The 19,099-nt window shown below is 42.5% G+C and carries 10 protein-coding genes; all 10 read right to left on the bottom strand.

The genetic code is table 11. The annotated features are described in order from the left end of the window. Window positions 1-18: 18 nt before the first annotated feature. On the bottom strand, window positions 19-1,380 hold the full coding sequence (locus CDH51_RS17735; RefSeq protein ID WP_232724852.1) for a TolC family protein: 1,362 nt from the start codon (window positions 1,378-1,380) through the stop codon (window positions 19-21). Then, window positions 1,367-2,041: an ABC transporter ATP-binding protein gene (locus CDH51_RS17730; RefSeq protein ID WP_100629891.1), complete on the bottom strand. Its 675-nt coding sequence runs from the start codon at window positions 2,039-2,041 to the stop codon at window positions 1,367-1,369. The genes CDH51_RS17735 and CDH51_RS17730 overlap by 14 nt, the downstream gene beginning before the upstream one ends. Window positions 2,042-2,174: 133 nt before the next feature. After that, entirely contained in the window at window positions 2,175-4,583 is a 2,409-nt protein-coding gene (locus tag CDH51_RS17725) for an ABC transporter permease (RefSeq protein WP_100629890.1), read from the bottom strand. Between the two features lie 11 nt (window positions 4,584-4,594). Then, on the bottom strand, window positions 4,595-7,006 hold the full coding sequence (locus CDH51_RS17720; protein WP_100629889.1) for an ABC transporter permease: 2,412 nt from the start codon (window positions 7,004-7,006) through the stop codon (window positions 4,595-4,597). 139 nt (window positions 7,007-7,145) lie between these two features. Continuing rightward, entirely contained in the window at window positions 7,146-9,590 is a 2,445-nt protein-coding gene (locus tag CDH51_RS17715) for an FtsX-like permease family protein (protein WP_100629888.1), read from the bottom strand. Between the two features lie 303 nt (window positions 9,591-9,893). After that, on the bottom strand, window positions 9,894-10,589 hold the full coding sequence (locus CDH51_RS17710; RefSeq protein ID WP_100629887.1) for a head GIN domain-containing protein: 696 nt from the start codon (window positions 10,587-10,589) through the stop codon (window positions 9,894-9,896). Window positions 10,590-10,617: 28 nt separating this feature from the next. After that, window positions 10,618-13,044 carry an ABC transporter permease gene (locus CDH51_RS17705; protein ID WP_100629886.1) on the bottom strand — a complete coding sequence of 809 codons (2,427 nt, stop codon included), beginning with the start codon at window positions 13,042-13,044 and terminating at the stop codon, window positions 10,618-10,620. A gap of 77 nt (window positions 13,045-13,121) precedes the next feature. After that, window positions 13,122-13,811, bottom strand: a complete 690-nt coding sequence (locus tag CDH51_RS17700) for a head GIN domain-containing protein (RefSeq protein ID WP_100629885.1) — start codon at window positions 13,809-13,811, stop codon at window positions 13,122-13,124. A 396-nt stretch (window positions 13,812-14,207) separates the two neighbouring features. Further along, window positions 14,208-16,616 (bottom strand): ABC transporter permease, encoded by a 2,409-nt coding sequence (locus tag CDH51_RS17695; RefSeq protein ID WP_100629884.1) that lies wholly within the window; start codon window positions 16,614-16,616, stop codon window positions 14,208-14,210. A 23-nt stretch (window positions 16,617-16,639) separates the two neighbouring features. Next, on the bottom strand, window positions 16,640-19,093 hold the full coding sequence (locus CDH51_RS17690) for an ABC transporter permease (protein WP_100629883.1): 2,454 nt from the start codon (window positions 19,091-19,093) through the stop codon (window positions 16,640-16,642). Window positions 19,094-19,099: the final 6 nt, after the last annotated feature.

The following is a 19,099-nucleotide window of genomic DNA, read 5'->3' as shown; positions in this document are numbered from 1 at the left end:
AGCCCTTGAAACCTCTACCTATTCGGTAGCAGGGTTTTCGGTAGGCCGAATCTCTAAAGTCCCCAAGGCAAATCGCATCTGCACCTCCTGAAAGAACAAGGTATAAATAGCCTGGGCTTGATCTGCTTTAGCAGCTACTAGGGTTTGATTGGCCGTAGCTAAATCCACAAAATTTGACAAACCAAGTCTAAATCGCTCATCCACGGCCACCTTTGCCTCCTCTGCTGCTTTCACTTGGACCGCTGTATTTGCACGTCGCTTAAGCGCAGCTTGGTAATTCTGTTGAGCCAATTGAATATCCTGGAAAATTCGACGGTCTAGTGCCTGCTCTTGCAGCTCCTGATTTTCAAAAGCCATTTTAGCCCGGGTCACATCCAATCGAGTCTGCCAATTTGAGAAAATAGGGATATTGATACTGAAGCCCACAGTTCGTTGAGGATAGATTCGCCAAAGCTGTTCGGAAAATCCACGCTCGTCCAATGAGGTGAAGAAGGTATTGTAATTGAAGAAGGCTGAGACCCTAGGGTAAAACATGGACTTGGCGGCCTGCATGTCTTTTTTGAAGGAATTGGAAAGTAATTGTTGCTGCTGGAAATCCTGTCGATTGGACATGGCCATTTCGTAAAGCGTATTGAGGGGTTGACTTCCAAAATCACTTCCGCCTTCCCTTGGATTAACCGGTTCCAATCTTGCTGTGACGCCTCCTTCTAGCTGAAGGTATTCTGCTAGAGCCCAGCGGTCATTTTCCAATTGAATCTCGGCATCTACCAAGACCGATTCCAATCTTGCTACCTCAGATTGCTGATTGTACAAATCGGAAACAGTACGGATCCCTGCATCCACAAAACCTGTAATTTGACGAAGCTGTTCCTGTTGATTTTCGAGGTTTTCTCTCGCAATTCGTACCAATTCCTCATCCAGCAATACTTGAAGGTATCGCTGTGCTACATCAAAAATCACTTGCTGTTTGGCCCTTTCCAAGCCCTTTTCACCTGCTTCATAAGCCAACTTTGCAGACTGTGTATCCAAAATTCTCCTTCCGGCATTGAATACCGGCATATTGACATTCAGACCTCCTGATACAATATTATTGGTCACATTGGTTACGACAATTTCACCTTCTACTTGCTGAAATTGCTGGCCTGACTGACTCAATACATTTGAATTAATTCCTAGACTAGGAAGATGGGAAAGCAGGGCTACTTGCTTTTCCTTTTGCAAAATCTCCAGATTATTCTCTTGGATGCGATACTCCAGATTGGCTTTCATTCCCAATTCCACTGCCTTGGGAAAGTCCAAAAGCAAGGTATCCTGAGAAAACCCCGTCAAGGGAGTCAATACGAACCAAGTAAATACAATGAGTTGATTAAATTTTCTCATCACTTTCAATTTTTCCATCCAAAAGATTGATAAGTCGGGTACCATATTCCGCATTTTCACGGGCATGGCTCGCTTGAATAATCGTCGTCCCCTCTCGGTGCAATTCCTGAAACACTTCCATGATTTCCTTTGCCTGAGCAGAATGAAGGTTACCCGTTGGTTCATCGGCCAGCAAAACCCGAGGCCTTCCAGCAATCGCTCTAGCGATTCCTACCAATTGCTGTTGCCCACCACTCAGTTGAGCGGGGAAAAGGTCCTTCTTGGCTACCATATTGAACCGATCCAATAGCTCTGCGATGATACTTTTCCGCTCAGAGGAAGGGACCTTTCGATAAAGCAAGGGAGTTTCAATATTTTCATAGACCGTCAATTCGTCGATCAGATGATAGGCTTGAAAGATATAGCCAAACTCACTCTTATGAAGATTTGAACGCTCACGCTCTTTCATGGAGCGGATATTCTTTTCCCCGAAAAAATAATCACCCGCATAGTCTTCATCCAGCAGACCAAGGATATTTAGAAGTGTAGATTTTCCGGCACCAGATGGCCCCATCAAGGTGAGAAACTCACCCTCCTTTATTTCCAGATGAATACCTTTCAGCAGAAAAATCCGCTGAAACCGGGACTCGATGTACTTATCTATTTCTTTTAACTGAATCATTATCGCGATTTATTTGACTAGAAGCATTCTACTTCCATGCCATAAAAAAAGCCTATCCAATTGCTTAGACAAGCATTTTTGCACTTAAATCTTGTAAAAATCTCGAACATTTTTGTCCGCCAGCGAACAATAACTATTCGTCTTTCAAAATTTCAGCTGGGTTGGTGCGGGCAGCTACCCAAGCGTGGGTTCCGACGATGATTAGACAAAGGGAAAGAAGCATCAAGCCTCCCAAGACAAATTGGAAGTAAGGCATGGAGATTCGGTAGGCATAACTTTCCAAAACTTGTTGGGCCATCCAATACGTGGGATAGGCAGCCAAACCAAAAGAGACCCCCGTCAAAATCACATATTCCTTGGAAATCAGACCAAGGATTTGTCCCAAGCTTGCACCCAATATTTTTCTGAGGGAAATTTCTTTCATCCGCTGAGAAATCGTAAAGGACGATAACCCAAACAAGCCCATTCCTGAAATAAGAATAGCCAAAATACTGGCAAAACTCAAGATCGTTTGAATGCGCATATCCTCCTCATAAAACTTCTGAATCTGCTCATCCAAAAAGAGGTAATCCACTTCTTCGAATGGGTAAATCGTAGAAAATGCATCCCGCAATCCAGTCATGGCTGAAGCGAGATTGATTCCATCACTCAACTTAATCGATATGACATTGAAATAATCAGGCTGCTGGAAAAAGATCATTGGCATGATTTCTTCCTTAAGTGATCTGGAATTGAAATCTCGCATTACGCCAACCACTAGTTGAGGGTCTGTCCTAAAGTCGATCGAGGTACCGATTATCTGCTGGGGATTTGAGATCCCCGCTTCCTTTAGAAACTGCTCGTTGACCAAAACTTCATTGTCTTGATTGGAAAGGTTACGACCTGCCAATAGCTGAACACCATTCACTGATACAAAAGCTGAATCCACATTTTTGACCTGGGTGAAAAACTCAACTTCTGAAGTGTCATTCGGGACTCTCACATCTGAGGTCCAAATTCCCGCAGAAGAAATCGCATCTCCTCCTAAACTTGCACCTTCTACGTAATTTAATTGCCTAACCCGGTCCCTCAGAAATGACGCTTTCTCGTAGCCTGCCATAAAAGGGAGGTAAGCATACACCACCGCATCCTTTTCAAACCCGACAGGTTGACTATTGATGTATTTCATTTGGGAATTGATGACCAAAACCATCACCAAAAAGATCAAGCTAGCCGTGAATTGTAGGATCGTTAGATTTTTGCGAAGAAAGACTCCAAATGAAAATCGTCCTACTCCCTCCTTTTCACCCTTAAGGGCACGCTGAGGCCGATAATTAGCCAAAACTGTAGCCGGATAAAAGCCTGAAATCAGCGTAAGCAGTAGGCTAAAAATGAATAAAAAGGCCAGATTAAAACCCGCCAAATAAGGAATAGAGAAGCCTGAAGGCAGGTAGGACTGAAAGCTTTTCAATATCAAATCACCAAAGACCAAACCCACCAAAACGGAGAAAATCACTATCAAGTACGTCTCAGAAAGAAATTGAAGCACAAGTTGAGAACGATCTCCTCCCAAAGCCTTTCGGATTCCTACTTCTTTAGCTCTGTTGATGGCTTGAGCTGTTTCCAAATTGATGAAATTCAAGCATGCCAAGATCAAAATGATCCCGCCTACAATAAGGAGTCCTTTGATCAAGGCTTTAGAAGTACCCGTTTCATCTAGCAAGCCTGAAGAAAAGTGGAGTTCGGATAGTGGTTCCAGTCCAAATGTTGTCTCCCCTTCCTCTTCTTCATAATGCTTTTCAGAAATGGCAGTTAAACCCTTCTGGATCTCGGATTCTGTATATCCGTCAGCTGTTTTCAAAAATAATTGGCTACTGGAGTTGATATTATTCCAAGAGTGAAGCCCGTACCAGTCCTCTTTTTCATACCTTTTAATGGTAGGGAATGAGATAAAATCCTGAAAAACAATGTCTGAATTTTCTTCATAATCCTCCACTATACCACTGATAGTTGCATAAATCGTGTCGCTATCCACATAGCGCATCTCCTTCCCTAAGATCTGTGCATAATCCTCATTTGGAAAGTACACCTGAGCACTCCTTTCAGAAATCACCACCTGATTGGGTTCGCTTAGAGCATCTTCTGGACTTCCTGCCAACCATTTCCTCGGAAAAACCTGGAAAAACCCTTGATCAGCGAAGGCGATATAGTTTTTTCGCCCAAAATTTCGATCACTTGAAGGAATACTCGCATGGGTCTCTGGCAAAGTATAAAGTCTACCTGCCAGCTCTACTCCCACCAATTCATCACCTATTACTTCCCCCAATGGGCCCGGAGCTGCTGGGTATTGATACTGCATGTCCCCGTAATCATTCATTGTCGTGATTCTATAAATTCGATCCTTATCCGGATGGAAATTGTCAAAACTATAGGCATGCCAGACGATATTAAAGATCAAAAAGCAGATTGCAATCCCCAGTGAAAGACCCAAAATATGGATTGTAGTTCTGACCTTATTGCGAAGGAGGTTTCTCCAAGCTATTTTGAAGTAGTTCTTGAGCATGGTTTTGTTGGTTATTCTGATTTCAAAATTTTAGCCGGATTGACAAAGACAGTTCGAATTGTCAAGACCAGTGCTGTACTAAAGAAAATGAGCAAAATAGACAGTATCGGAAGAGTATAAAACCACCAGCCTATTTCGATCCTCACTGGAAACTCCTGTAGCCATTCTGTAAAAAGAAAATAGGCCAATGGAACACCCAATAAAAAACAGGCGCCTAGCCAATAGAAATAGTCCTTAGAAATCATCATAAGAATCGAGGAAGAAGATGCTCCCAATATTTTCCGAATGCTTACCTCCTTCAGTCTGCTTAGCAAAACCTGTGAAGTCACACCGAATATTCCCATGACGGCAATGAAAATGGCCACCAAAGAAGCCAAAGCAAAGAGTTTCTGAAATTGGAGCTCGGCTTTGTACTGCTTGTCAAAAAATTCGTCTAGAAAAAAATACTCAAAAGGCGACTGTGGGAAATTGGCCTGAAAGGAACTTTCGATTTTTTGCAAAAGATTTCCCATTTCCTCCAAAGAATTAACTTTCAGAATATAATAATTCAAGTCACCTGGAGAATAGTTAAGAACTATAGGATCCAATGGAGAATTGACCGCTTCTTGATAATAATCTTCTACCACTCCGACGATTCTTGCCTCACCGCGTCCAGAAATCAAACTTTTTCCCAAAGCATCTTCAGGATTATCCAGTCCGAGACCTGCGAGAGCCTGTTGATTGATAATTGCTTCTTCTCCTTCTCCGATTGGATTAAATTGTCTGCCGGCTAGTATTTTAAGATCAAAAAGTTTGAAGTACTCCTCTCCAACACTAAGCATGCTATACATCACCCCACTCTTTTCCTTTCCCTCCAGATGAAAATCTTCAGTCTTCCAATAAATTTCATTACCCGGAATCTCATTGGCTGCCGCGATTGATTGGACTTCAGGTAATGCTCCTGTAGTGGCTTTCATTTTTTCCTGGTAATTGCCACTTCCATCTACAAAAAGCATAGGCGAGCGTACCACAATTCTATTGTCTAATTCTAGACCCAAATCCCTGCTACGCATGAAGTCAATCTGCTTATATGTTGTCATTATACCTGCTAGAATAACCAGACAAAAAACTAATTGAACAACCAAAAGTGGACTTCCAAATGCCTGTCGAAAAGAAAGTTTGCTTTCTCCCTTGATGGTTTTGTGGGCTGAGAATGAAGTCAAAAGCAAAGCGGGGTAAATACCTGAAATAAATGACCCAAGTACCCAAAAGGATAGAATCCATCCTAGATAGTGACTTAGCTGAAGGCTATCAATTGGCAAACCCAAACCCAAAATCTGATTGACCCAATCACCAAAGCCAAAAATCAAAAAGCAGGCAATTAGAATTGCGATAAAATGACTTAGGTAGGACTCCATGAGAAACAACCTGATTAGTTGCATCCTTGAACTTCCAGATACTTTTCTGACTCCTATTTCTTTACTTCTATTTTGAGCTTTGGAAGTAGCTATATTCATGGAATTCAAATACACCATAACCAACACAAAAAAGCCGATCCAAACAAAATAGGTAAGCTTTCGACCATCCACACCTTGGTTGTATTCCCCTGAATAGGCAAGACTATTATGGATATCTCCTACAGCAATCAAATCCACATCCCATTCCGTACCACTGGTATTAAGTTGATCACCGTGATGGGTTTGAAGACTTGCATTTAGCTTATTAGTGGTCTCCTCGATATTGACTCCGGGACTTAATTTCAGATATGTGTATTGATTGAGCCAGTCATAGGAGTTGTCAATTTCGGAACCAAGAAAATGATGGAGGGTAGCATATGAAATCATCAATTCAGGCCTTAAATGTCGATTGGTAGGCAAATCCTGATAAACACCTGCCACCTGAAATTCTACCGTTCCATCGAAATTCGTACTGTTTATATCGAGAGTCTGTCCCACGGGGTCTTTATCCCCAAATATCCTTTTTGAAATATTCTCAGAAAGATAGACTTGAAGCGGTTGCCCTATTCCTTCTTCACTTCCTTGGGTCAGATTGATATCGAAAAATTCAAAATACGCTTCATCGGTAATAAAAATTTGATCTTCTCTTACGAAAGAATCATCCTGCCCTGCAATGACTTCTCCCATGATAATTAATCTGGAAAAATCCTCTACTTCTGCCAAATCTTCTTTAAAAACCATTCCCATCGCAGGAGCAGTGCGAGCACTTTTGTCCATTTCCTTACCGGAAACTCGAGAATTCAAGTTTACTCGATACAGCTGTTCTGTCTGAGGCAAGTCCTTATCAAAACTCTTTGAAAAATTCACATACAACGCAATCAAGAAAACTGCGAAAAAACCGATCGTCAGTCCTCCTAGATTGATCATGGAGTCCACCCTATTTTTCAAAAGATTTCTCCAGGCAATTTTTAAGTCATTTTTCCACATGTTTTTCGAAATTGAAAGATTATAAGAGCTTAAAATTGGCTTTTGAAAGAGGTAAGAAAACTTACACTAAACTCTCGCTTCTTGGCTCTTACTTCTTGTTTCTTTTCTTGATACTTGATACCAGATACTTGCTACTCACTTACTCGTCTTTCAGCGTTTTTACCGGATTGACCTGCGTCGCTCTAAAGGACTGGAGGTAGACTATCAGTAGCGTAAAGCCGATTCCGCCCAAGCCCAGCAGTGTGAAACTGATCCAAGATGGCCAGGCTTTGACTGCAAACTGCGCTATCCAGCTTTGCATCAAATAAATACTCAGCGGCAAGGAAATCAGCAATCCAGCAAGGGTAATCAGAAGGTACTCCTTACCAAACATCCAGGAAATACTCCAGCCTGAGGCACCCAGTACTTTTCGGATTCCAATCTCCTTGGTTCTCCCAGCGATCGAAAGTGCAACCATGGCCAAAAGCCCCATGGATGCAATCAAAATCGCGATGCAGGAAGCGATAAATACCATTTTACCCAAACGTTCGTCTGCTCGATACTGAGATTCTACTGATTCGTCTAGAAATGTGAATTCGAAACTTTCACCCGGAAACACCCGATTCCACTCCTGCTCCAAGGCTGCCTTAAAGGCATCGAAATCAGAAGAACTAGCTTTCACCAATACTCGCGGATTGGTATTTGAGCGGATCATGAGATTGCTGATTCCACTAAAAACCGCCTCGGGCGTTTTGGCAAAGAGTATGGGCTCGATAGGTTGATACAAGGATGCATGATGAAAGTCCTTGACTACACCTACAATCTGATGCGGAGCAAAACGGGTATTTGGTAATAGTTCCTGCGTCGGATCCTCCCAGTTAAAAGCTTCGGCAAATGCTTCATTGATCAAAAATGCACTGCTATCCGACCCTATTTGGGGATTCAATGCTCTTCCATCCACGATCTCCAAACCAAGAGCATCCAAATAGTCCCCACCAATAAAATTCACATAGAAATTAAATTGAGATCCATCTTCCAAAGGAAAAGCCACCTCCCAAAATGCCTGATCTCCGTATGTTCCTACAGTGATTCCTGCAGAGGCAACTTCTGAGCGCGCAGCTAATGCCTTTTGGTAAGTATCGGCTTCCTGGAAACTTTCTTTCAGCGAAGTCACGAAGCTCGTGGAAGGCACATCGGGAATATCAATCACCAACACCTGATCGGTATCAAAGCCTAGGTCATAATTTCGAATCGTATTCATCTGATTAACCATAATAAGCGTGGCTGCTATCAGGAGAAAGGATATAAAAAACTGAAATCCAACCAGTCCTTTCCGAAGGTTTTGCTTACCAAATCGGATTGAAAGAGAACCTTTCAAAACCCGAATCGGTCGCATGCTGGAAAGATAAAATGCGGGATATGCACCTGCTAATGCAGTAATTAAAAGGACCAAACCAATCAAGATGGCAATCTGTGCCAAGCCATAATTTAAGTCTAGTTGCTTTTCAAAAAGGGTGTTGAAAGTCGGCAATAGAAGTTCGGCTAGGATCACCCCTACAATGGCCGAAACTAGGGTGATCAGGAATGCTTCTGTCAAAAACTGGAAAGTCAATTGGGAATAATTAGCACCCATCGTTTTACGTACTCCCACTTCCTTGGCTCGAGTAGTCGCGCGCCCAATTGCCATGGTGGTAAAGTTGATGCAAGCAATCAAGAGTACCAGAAAGGCTATGCCGGATAAAATCCAAAGCAAAGATTTTCGTGTAGTCTCTAAGCCTCCGTCACCCTGACTTTCAGAAAAGTGCATTCCGGCAATTGGATGAAAAGTGAAGTAAAATTCTCCTTGTGCATAATCCTCTCCTAAAGCGGATTTCATAACCGCATCCATTCGCTCATGAATTACATTGACATCTTCCGGGTTTCGAAGTTTGGCGATATTCTGTCCCCACACGCTGTACCAAGAGGTCATTCCCTCAGGGTCAGAGAAAAAGTCCATATTGGCAATAGGCATCAAAATTTCAAATTGGATAGAGGAATTGGCAGGAATATCTTTCAAAAGCCCTGATACCCGATACTCTTGGAAATCCTCTCCCATCTTGAGGCTTATGCTTTTGCCGATGGGATTTTCACTTCCGAAATACTTTTGTGCGGTAGCTTCCGTGATGACGATTTCATACTTATCCCTCAGTTGTTTACTGATGTCCCCTTGGATCAATTCGAAGCCAAACATTTCCAGGAAATCCGGATGAACCAGCGAAAAGCTTTGATTTTCTTTGCTCTCATCGGGAAGTTTTGCCTGCACACCGGCAGTGATGTATCCGGTTTTTTTTTCGATCTGAGGAAATTCTTCCCTGAAAGTAGACTCCACAATCATAGGTGAGGAGAAAGATTCAATCATCTCTCCATCCACTAGCTCATGACTTTGGATTCGATAGATTTTCTCGCTCTCCGGGTGGAATGAATCAAAACTCAGTTCAAACTGAACAAAGAAGAAAATCAAAATCCCGACTCCCAAAGCGATGGATAATCCAATCAAATTGATTCCCGTGTGAAGCTTATGCTTCAGTAGATTTCTTAGAGCTATTTTAAAGTAGTTTTTCCACATACCGTTGGAAGGTTTTTAAGTTTCACTTTTCACAATTTACTTCTTACCACTTACTTCCTACTCCCCTCTCCCTACTTCTCTCTTCCCACTTCCATACCAGTCAAAAAGCCCCAATCCGGCTCATTTTCAATGTTTTCAAAAAACAAGCATCAGAAACTACGGACAATTTTGTTCGCTATCGGGCAGAAAAGTGAATTTGTTCTTGGTCATAGCATAGCTAGGATAATCCTCAACAGGAGAGACAAAAAGACATAAAAAAACCTGCAATAAATTCTTGCAGGTTTTAGGGGGATTATAGTCAGCTTATCGCTTTCGGATTCGGCTAGATCCTGAAGTTTTGATCTCTCCCAGTCTTGGCGAACCGGAATACACTACATCTCCTGATCCGGAAGACCTTACCGAGATTTCTCCCAAGTCTCCAACATGCGTGTCGCCAGAACCAGATTTGGAAACATACAAACTTTCTATTGCAAGGTTTTCTCCCTTGAAATCACCAGAACCGGACTGCTTGATTTCAGCTGATTCTACCTCTCCGTCTTCGATTTTTATTTCAGCAGAACCCGAAATCGAAGCCATCAACTGACCCGCCACGAGCTCCTTCATGGAAATATCTCCTGAACCTGAAAGCCCAATGGAAAACTGATCTGCTCTTACCGGAGAGGTAACTTCCATATCTCCTGAACCTGATACACTTACTCCTTCCAAATTGCGGTAGGTGACATAGAATTTCAGCTGCACATTTCGGTAGCTTCCGCGCTCTAGTCCAAGATTTAATTCATCGCCATTGATTTCAGTCTTCACCTTACTCAGGTCGACCCCTCTTACCTCAATTCGGACCTCTTCTTGGTTTCCCTCGGTCAGAATTACTTCCCAACTTCCGCCGGAACTGACTTTAGAAAAGCTTCCCAGATTTCGAGTTTCAGACTGTTGAGCTTGTACACAAGACACCATGGCCAAAAGGGCAAATGCCGAGACAAACAGTTTTAGATTAGTTCTCATAGCTATAGATTTTAATTGTGGGTTATAATTATTCGTTTTTAATACTTTTTACGGGGTTGGCCCAAGCAGCACGGATTGTTTGACTGGTCACTGTCACTGCCGCAATTAGCCCTGCAATCAATCCAGCCCATAGGAAAGTAGTCCAAGATATGCCAATTCGGTATGCAAAATCCTCCAGCCAACTACTCATTCCGAAATAAGAAAGCGGAATAGCAATCAAAAACCCAATTCCGACCAGCTTCAGGAAATCTTTACCCAAAAGTACTAGAATATTGGAAGTCTCAGCCCCCATTACTTTTCGGATTCCGATTTCTCGGGTTCGTTGCTCGGTGGCAAAAGTTACCAATCCTAAGAGACCCAATACTGAAATTACAATTGCAAGGACTGAAAAGAAAGTAAAGATGGTTTTGACTCTTGCCTCAGCTTCATATTGACGATTAAACCCTTCATCGATAAAGTTTGGTTCGAAGGGATAGTCAGGTCTGAATTCTGCCCACTCTCCTCTCAAATAAGACAAAACCTGCTCCCGCTGATTTGCATCGAATTTGATGCTGACCTGATTATTTCTATCCTGAGAAATCAAAAATACGATGGGTACAATCGGCTGATGAAGGCTTTCGAAGTGAAAATCTTCCATCACACCGGTCACAAATCCCCGTCTTCCTCCATAGAGAAACTGCTTTCCGATAGCCTCCTCAGAAGACGTCCATCCAATCTCCCGGATAGCAGCTTCATTCAAAATAAATGCTTCAGTGGAATCACTGGCACGTAGATAATCGAAATCTCTTCCCGCTGCCAGTGGAATCCCGTAAGTATCCAGAAAATTATGAGCCACATGGATATCTGCGATCCGAACATTTAATTGGGTCAATTCTCCTCCCACTTCAGCTGTTGCGCCTTGAGAATCCAGCAATCGACCAGAAGGAACCCGACTAGATAAACTCACCTCCTGAATGCCTGGGTGATTTTCCAATCTATCTTTGATGATCAGGTAGTTTTCATTGATTTGATTGGAGCTAGGAAGGACTACAATATCTTCTTTGTCAAATCCCAAGTCCTTATTCTGCATAAAGCTCAACTGCCCTATCACTACCAAGACGGCGACAATAAGCATAACGGAAATGGCGAACTGACCCACGACCAAGACAGCTCGGAAGTTTTCATGACCTTTTCCAGCTTTGAAGGCACCTTTGAGAACTTTTGCAGGTGAAAAACCAGATAAAAACAAGGCAGGATAGCTTCCCGATATCAATCCCACAAAAAGCACAATACCTGCAATCCAAAGGAAATACTCTGGATTGGAAATGAAATTTAGGGAAAGTGGGCTTTCTAAAAAGTTGGAGAAAGTCGGCAAAAATAAATATACCAAGCCAACAGCTATTATCATGGAAATAAAGGTCATGACGAAGCTTTCTCCCATAAATTGCCTAACCAAAACCAGCTTGTCGGCACCCATTACTTTCCTCAGACCAACCTCCATGGATCGGAGCGATGAGCGAGCAGTACTGAGGTTCATAAAGTTGATACAGGCAATCAAAAGAATGAATAGAGCTACTGCGGCATAGATGTAGACATAGTCAATATTACCATTTGCTTCGATTTCCGAGTCTAGATTAGAATAAAGGTGTATGTCCTGAATCGGCCAAAGGAACAGCTTGGTGGTTTGGGACATAGGGATACCTGAGTTGGTCTCTCCCATATGTCTATCAATCATAGTAGGAAGCTTATCTTCGAATGCCTGATAATCTACACCTGGAGCGAGTTTGAGGTAAGTTGAAAAATTATTCGATCCATAATTTCCCATAAATGCTTCCTGTCCTCCAAAAAATTGGATGACCGGTATCATGGAAGCAAGGAAATCCACATGGAAGTGGGAGTTTTCAGGGATATCCTTGATCACACCCCGCACCTGCATGGTAAACTGCATCCCTTGAATCTCTACCAACAAATCCTTACCTACAGCACTTTGATCACCAAAATATCTTTGAGCTGTCTCTTCAGTCAGGATAAGTCCATCCGCCTGTGTCAGAGCATCTCGCGACTCTCCTTCTAAAAGCTCCCATCCGAAAACATCAAAAACCTCTGGATCGGCAAAGAAAAAGTCCTCTTCCACAAATGAATCCTCCCCATTTTTTATCAATGGATCGGCATTCATCAATCGGGCTGAAGCCTCCACATCCTCTGGAAAATCAGATTGAATCAGCGGGCCAAAAGGAGGTGCTGCATGACCCAAATGAAGGCTTTCCTCTCCACTTGGGTTGAACCAAGCCCGAGATACCCGGTAAAGGCGATCGACATCCTGATGATAGTTGTCATAGCTCAATTCGTAGCGAACATAGAGCAGAATCACCAGACTCACGGCCATCCCAATTGCTAAGCCAAAGAGATTGATAAAAACATACAATGGATGCTTTTTGGCATTCCTAAATACGATTTTGAAGTAATTCTTGAACATAAGAGGCTGGGGTTTAGAAAAAATGCCGATAAGTACGTACTCACCGGCATTTGACTTTCATAAGGCTGGGTTTAATATTATTGCTTGATTACACGAGCAGATCCGGAGACACCTACATTCAATTCTGGATTTCCTTTGTAATACACATTTCCAGAGCCAGAGGCACCTACTTTCAGTGACTTGCACTCTCCTAAATAGGATTTTCCTGAGCCAGATTTGCCAACATTGATTTGCTCAGCTACTAGGCCGGGTCCACTAAAATCTCCTGATCCTGACTGTCCGATCAATAATTTCTTGGTTTCTCCACCTTCAATTTTTACATCGCCAGAGCCACTGATCCCTACATTAACGGTCTCAGCAAAGACATTTCTCATCTGTACTAAGCCTGATCCGGATACTCCAAGATTCATTTTCTTAGTCTCCACATCATCCTCCACGATAATGCTTCCAGAGCCAGAAGAGCCGAGCCCTGTCAGCTCACGAACCGTAACGTAAAAGTCGAGTTTGACATTTCGATAATTTCCTTTTTCAAGCTTCAGCTTGAGCTTCCCGTCTTTTACCTCAGTGATGACTTTGTTGAGAGCGATATTACCGGATTCTATGGTCACTTCATCCCGATCACCAATGGAGACATATACATTCCAGTTACCACCAGACTCAATACTCGTAAAAGCTCCCGGAGTACGTGTTTCCGTACCTTGAGCATTAGCAGAAAAACCTAAAAGAAAAAGGAGCAGAACTGCAGCGGTTGTTTTTATCAGATTCATAATATGTGTTGGTTTATAATTATTAATTCAGAGATGGTGCCAAGAGCAAAAAGTGCCTTTACAAGCTCTTTTAGCGGGTTAATTAATATTGATTGTCCGATCTGCCTAAAATATGACCGCGAGCGGACGATAAACTCAAGATAATTGATTCACGAATGCGCCCCGTTTCCAAAAGATTCCGAAAGGCAATTTTCAAGTAGTTCTTAAACATGATTGGCTGGGTATTTTCTGGGCAAATAAAATAAGTTGGCTTAGTCTCTAGTGCTGAGATGCAGCTTTTCATGGAAAGGTTGCAAGCCTAATTCCAAAAATAAAAATGCCCTTTAAAGCTATTTAAAGGGCATTTTGAAATATCCAGACGTATTTAAAACTGTCCGTTTTCAGCTAGTTCGGACACTATTCCGCTCGAATGGCATCAACGGGATTGGACCAGGCAGCTTTTAGAGCCTGAAAACCAACTGTGAGCAAAGCGATGAAAATCGTCACACAGGCACCAAATAGGAAGGTCCATATAGAAAGACCAGCCTGATATGGAAAATCCGCTTGCCAGGTTTTCATCCCATACCAAGCCAGCGGAAAGGCTAAAATTATCGCCAGCAAAAGAAGAATCACAAAATCACTGATAATCAACCTAATCACACTGGGACTGCTGGCACCGAGTACTTTTCGAATACCGATCTCTTTGGTCCGCTGCTCCACGGCATAGGCCGCCAAGCCAAATAAACCTAGACAAGAAATCAAAATCGCTAAAATTCCTGCCGTGGTAAAGGCTTTGCTCAACTGTTGATCTTCCGCGTATTGAGAAGCAAACTGCTCATCCATAAAGTAATATTCGAAAGGATTTCCCGGAAAAATCTCCTCAAATGTCGCCTGCAGAGAAGTTAAGCTTTCTTCCAAATTCACAGGATCCACTATCAGCGAAAAGTAGGCCTGACCTTCATTTGGAAGAAGAATCATAGGGAGAATTTCTTCTTTGAGCGAAAGGTGATGATAATCTGCCACTACGCCTACAATCTCATATACATCTTCGCCCCATTTGATGTTTTGACCAGCTGCATTCTCAGCTCCATCAAACCCAAGTGCTTCGGCTGCTGATTCATTGACCATGAGCTTTCTGCTTGCATACCAACCTTGTCTTGCTTCTCCAGGGCTGAAACTCCTTCCCGACTTGATTTCAATTTCGTATACCTCCAAAAACTTTTCATCGATGATTCCCATGGCATAACTCTGATCTCGGTCCTCCGGCCGAGGCACCATAGGGGTAATCCCAGCTGCGGAAAAATTATAAGATCGACCTGGAAGGACATTGGATGAGGCTGATCCTTTTACAAAAGCAAAATTATTGAGTTGGTTTTTAAAGCTTACCAACTTCTCCTTCGCATTTTCTCCCAACTCATCAGGCCCAGAAATCACCAATAATTGGTCAAGATTCATTCCGAGGTCTCTATTCTGCATGAAGGAAAGCTGATCTTGGATCACCAAGGTAGAGATGATCATTCCCATGGATATGACAAACTGGAAAACCACCAACGATTTCCGAAGCCATTGTCCACTTTCAGGTTTCAAATTGACTTGGGATTTTTTATCAAATTTCCCCGAAAGTAATACCACATAAAAACCGGATATAAGCGAGCATAAGGCGATAATAGCTATGAGTAAAAACCAAAAAATCATAAGATTGAAGGCTCCAAGCCAAATGGATTTACCTAAAACCGCTACGACTAAGGGCTCCATCAGAAAAACACCAATCAAAGCCAAAAGTGCTGAAATAAGAAAGAGCACCAAGGTTTCCAGTACAAATTGCTGTGCAAGCTGCCAAGTATTTGCTCCAAGCACTTTTCGCATTTTGATCTCCTTGAGACGTGTCAGAATACTCGCTGCAGAAAGATTGAGGTAATTGACATAAGCAATTGCCAAAATCAGAACCGCCATAGCTCCAAAAACAAAGACACCTGCCCTACTTCCAAAAGTAGGAAGCGGATCATCGATAGATCTACCCAGATGCCATTCGGTAAGGGGTTGTAGGTGCACAGTGATACCGTCAAGACCTGGAAACCGCTTGAAGTAGTCTGTCATTTGCTTGGCGAGTTGCTCTCCATCGGTGCCTGGATTGGTTTGCAAATAGAGGTTTGCAAATCCAGAGTCCATTCCATTCGGATCGGCCCAACTGTTTCCATTTCGATTTGCTTCATTTTCCAGATAATGAATGGAAAGAAAAACCTCTGCACGAAGGTCTGAACGCAAAGGAATTTCATCCAGCACCCCAGAAATGGTGTAGTCCGATTTGCCAAAATTGTTGCTTAGCGTGAAGCTTTTACCCAGCGCGTCCTCCTCTCCAAATAATTTTTTGGCAAGTTCTTGGGAAATGACGGCAGTTTGGGGGTCTGATAAATCCGCATTTCCACGCTTGATAGGAAAGGAGAAAGTCTGGAAAAAGTCTCCTTCTACAAAACTGATGTCTGCTTCCTTGATCGCAATATTGGCTTCCCGATTAGAAATTAATCCCCCAGCGATAAAACCCGCCGCTCTAGTCACATGATCCAAATCAGCAAATTGATCCTCGAGAATATTGGCAAAGCCCGGTGGAAGAAAAATTTCAGCCTCGCCATTTCCTTCAACTACCACCACACGATAGATATTCTCTTTTTTATCATGAAAGTCATTGTAGGTCAACTCCGTTGCCACATAGGCAAAAAGAACCAGAAAAGTGAGCAATCCCAAGGTGAGTCCCAGCAGATTAACGGCCGAAAAAACCCGCCTCTTCAGCAGGCTTCGAACTGAGATTTTTAGATAGTTAAAGATCATAAATTCAGGTTTAAGAGAAAGGATTACTCACTTTTAAGTGATTTGACTGGATTGCTTGATGCGGCTTTAAAGGCTTGAAGGCTGATGGTGACAAAGGCGATAAATGCCACGAAAAGACCGGCTAGGAGAAAAATGGAGGGACCCAAATTTACTTTGTATTCATAATCTTCCAACCATTTTGTCATACTCCACCAAGCTAATGGGCTTGCCAATACAAATGCAATCAAAACAAGTTTTGAAAACTCCTTGGAGAGCAAAACTACTATTCCTGAAGACGTGGCTCCCAAGACTTTCCTTATCCCAATCTCTTTGGTCCTTTGCTCTGCCGTAAATGCTGTCAAAGCAAAAAGTCCTAGGCAGGCAATGAAAATGGCGAATCCGGCAAAAACCCCAAACACCTTACCCAACCGGGTCTCTGCATGATACATTTTGCTGAATTGCTCATCCATAAATTCGTAAGTCAAAGGCTGACCGGGTGCCATTTCTTTCCATGATTCCTCGATCAGTTGGATGACATTCTGCGTATTTTCAGCTCTGAATTTAAATGAGACCGGACCTCCCGGAACCTGATAATATAGCAGCATAACTGGAGAAACAGATTCTTTCATAGATTGAAAATTGAAGTCCTTCACCACTCCTACTACTGTCCGGATTTGGTAAATCTCTTCATTCCCATCCCCAAGGATCTGAGAATATACTTTTTGGCCGATCGGGTCACCTTCAAAATTGAACTTTTTCACCGCAGTTTCATTCAGAATCACTGCGCTACTGTCAGAGGGGAAATCAAGAGAAAAGTTCCTTCCAGAGACTAAGTCCATACCTAATGTTGGTATATAGTTTTCGTCGACTCGCCAATTTTGAATACTTACTGTGCTTTCCATATCGGCCAGATCCCGTCCCTCCACAAGCCATGGACTATCACTTCTATAAGATCCTGCTACTGGCAAATATCCGCTGATGGTCGCCTGTTCAATACTGTTATCAGCCAAAATCCGATCCTTAAAACCTACAAGCCGATCATTTAAGGCGTAGGTATTAAACACCGTGATCAACTGATCTTTTTCGAATCCTATCTCACGGTTTTGAATGAAGTTCAACTGATTATTCACAGTAATCGTAGCGATGATCAAAATCACCGAAATAGCGAACTGAAAAACCACCAAAGTACTTCGGATATTACCACTCTTCATCCCCATTCTGATTTTTCCTTTCAGGATACTTACAGGTTTGAAAGCAGAGAGGAAAAAAGCAGGATAGCTCCCCGCGATCAATCCGGTTACAATTGCTCCAAGGAATAAGGCTGCATAAAAACCGGCAGATTCAACAGGCATTTCGAGACTTCTTTCTGCCAAATCATTGAAGAATGGTAGCATAAGAGTAGCCAGAGGAATCGCAATCAAAAATGCTATGGAACTAAGCAGGATAGACTCCATTAAAAACTGTCGGATTAGATTAATTCGAAAAGAGCCCATCACCTTCCTGATTCCTACCTCCTTGGCTCTGCTGGCAGATTTTGCTGTAGAAAGGTTCATGAAATTGATACAGGCAATCAGAAGGATAAATAAGCCTATAGCTACAAAAATGTACACATACTGCTCACTGAAATTTGCCTCAAACTCACCTTCCAAATCACTCTTTAAGTGAATATCATGTAATGGTTGGAGGATGTATTCAAGTGAGCTTCCCTGCGCAATCAAATCATCAAAAGTAGTTCCCTCTCCAAAAAAGAAAGAGAGCTGAGACTCCATATATTTTTTGAGCATTGGGAAGAATTTTTCCTCTATAGCTTCAGGCGAAGCCCCTTCATAGGCCTTGAAATAGGTCTGGAAATTATTACTGAACCAAACTTCACCTTGGGCTTCTTGTAATCCTTCAGCGCTCAATAAAAATTCAAAATGAAAATGGCTTTCCTCAGGCAAATCCTTATAAACTCCGGTAATTCTGAATTCCAATTCATTATCTAGTATCAGCGATTCTCCAACGGCTTCCTGATTTGGGAAGTATTTTTTAGCCATAGATTCACTGATCGCCACAGTACCTGGTTCATCCAGAATTCCTTCTTGGGTACCGCTAACCATTTCAAGATCAAAAACCTTGAAAAAATCCTTACTGGCCCATATTACTCTTCTCTCCAGTAGGTTTTCTGAATCATTTGGTCTTTTGACCAAATAGGGTCCCTGCTCACGAAAATGTACGGCCGCTTCCACTTCGGGAATTTCCTCCGGCAAAGCTCTGACCAAAGCTGCTGGAGTATATAAGTTATGAGAGGACCTCCCTCCAAAAACCGTTTTATTTGAAATTCTATAAATCCTGTCTCCATCCTTAAAATGCTTATCATAGGATGATTCGTTGATCACGAAAAGGGCAATCACCATACAAACGGCAACTCCCACCGAAAGACCAAAGATGTTGATGAAAGAATAGAAACCTTGCTTGCGAAGATTCCTCAGTGCGATTTTAAAATAATTTTGAAGCATTCCGAT

It is taken from the genome of Algoriphagus formosus, assembly GCF_002807035.1.
Taxonomy (GTDB): Bacteria; Bacteroidota; Bacteroidia; order Cytophagales; family Cyclobacteriaceae; genus Algoriphagus; species Algoriphagus formosus.
This window is presented reverse-complemented; position numbering and strand designations above follow the sequence as displayed.

Bases quoted from the DNA above. Each gene is read 5' to 3' on its own strand.
- CDH51_RS17720 (WP_100629889.1), bottom strand. From the start codon at position 7,006: ATGTGGAAAAATGACTTAAAAATTGCCTGGAGAAATCTTTTGAAAAAT.
- CDH51_RS17695 (WP_100629884.1), bottom strand. From the start codon at position 16,616: ATGATCTTTAACTATCTAAAAATCTCAGTTCGAAGCCTGCTGAAGAGG.
- CDH51_RS17710 (WP_100629887.1), bottom strand. From the start codon at position 10,589: ATGAGAACTAATCTAAAACTGTTTGTCTCGGCATTTGCCCTTTTGGCC.
- CDH51_RS17735 (WP_232724852.1), bottom strand. From the start codon at position 1,380: ATGAGAAAATTTAATCAACTCATTGTATTTACTTGGTTCGTATTGACT.
- CDH51_RS17715 (WP_100629888.1), bottom strand. From the start codon at position 9,590: ATGTGGAAAAACTACTTTAAAATAGCTCTAAGAAATCTACTGAAGCAT.
- CDH51_RS17690 (WP_100629883.1), bottom strand. From the start codon at position 19,093: ATGCTTCAAAATTATTTTAAAATCGCACTGAGGAATCTTCGCAAGCAA.
- CDH51_RS17730 (WP_100629891.1), bottom strand. From the start codon at position 2,041: ATGATTCAGTTAAAAGAAATAGATAAGTACATCGAGTCCCGGTTTCAG.
- CDH51_RS17725 (WP_100629890.1), bottom strand. From the start codon at position 4,583: ATGCTCAAGAACTACTTCAAAATAGCTTGGAGAAACCTCCTTCGCAAT.
- CDH51_RS17700 (WP_100629885.1), bottom strand. From the start codon at position 13,811: ATGAATCTGATAAAAACAACCGCTGCAGTTCTGCTCCTTTTTCTTTTA.
- CDH51_RS17705 (WP_100629886.1), bottom strand. From the start codon at position 13,044: ATGTTCAAGAATTACTTCAAAATCGTATTTAGGAATGCCAAAAAGCAT.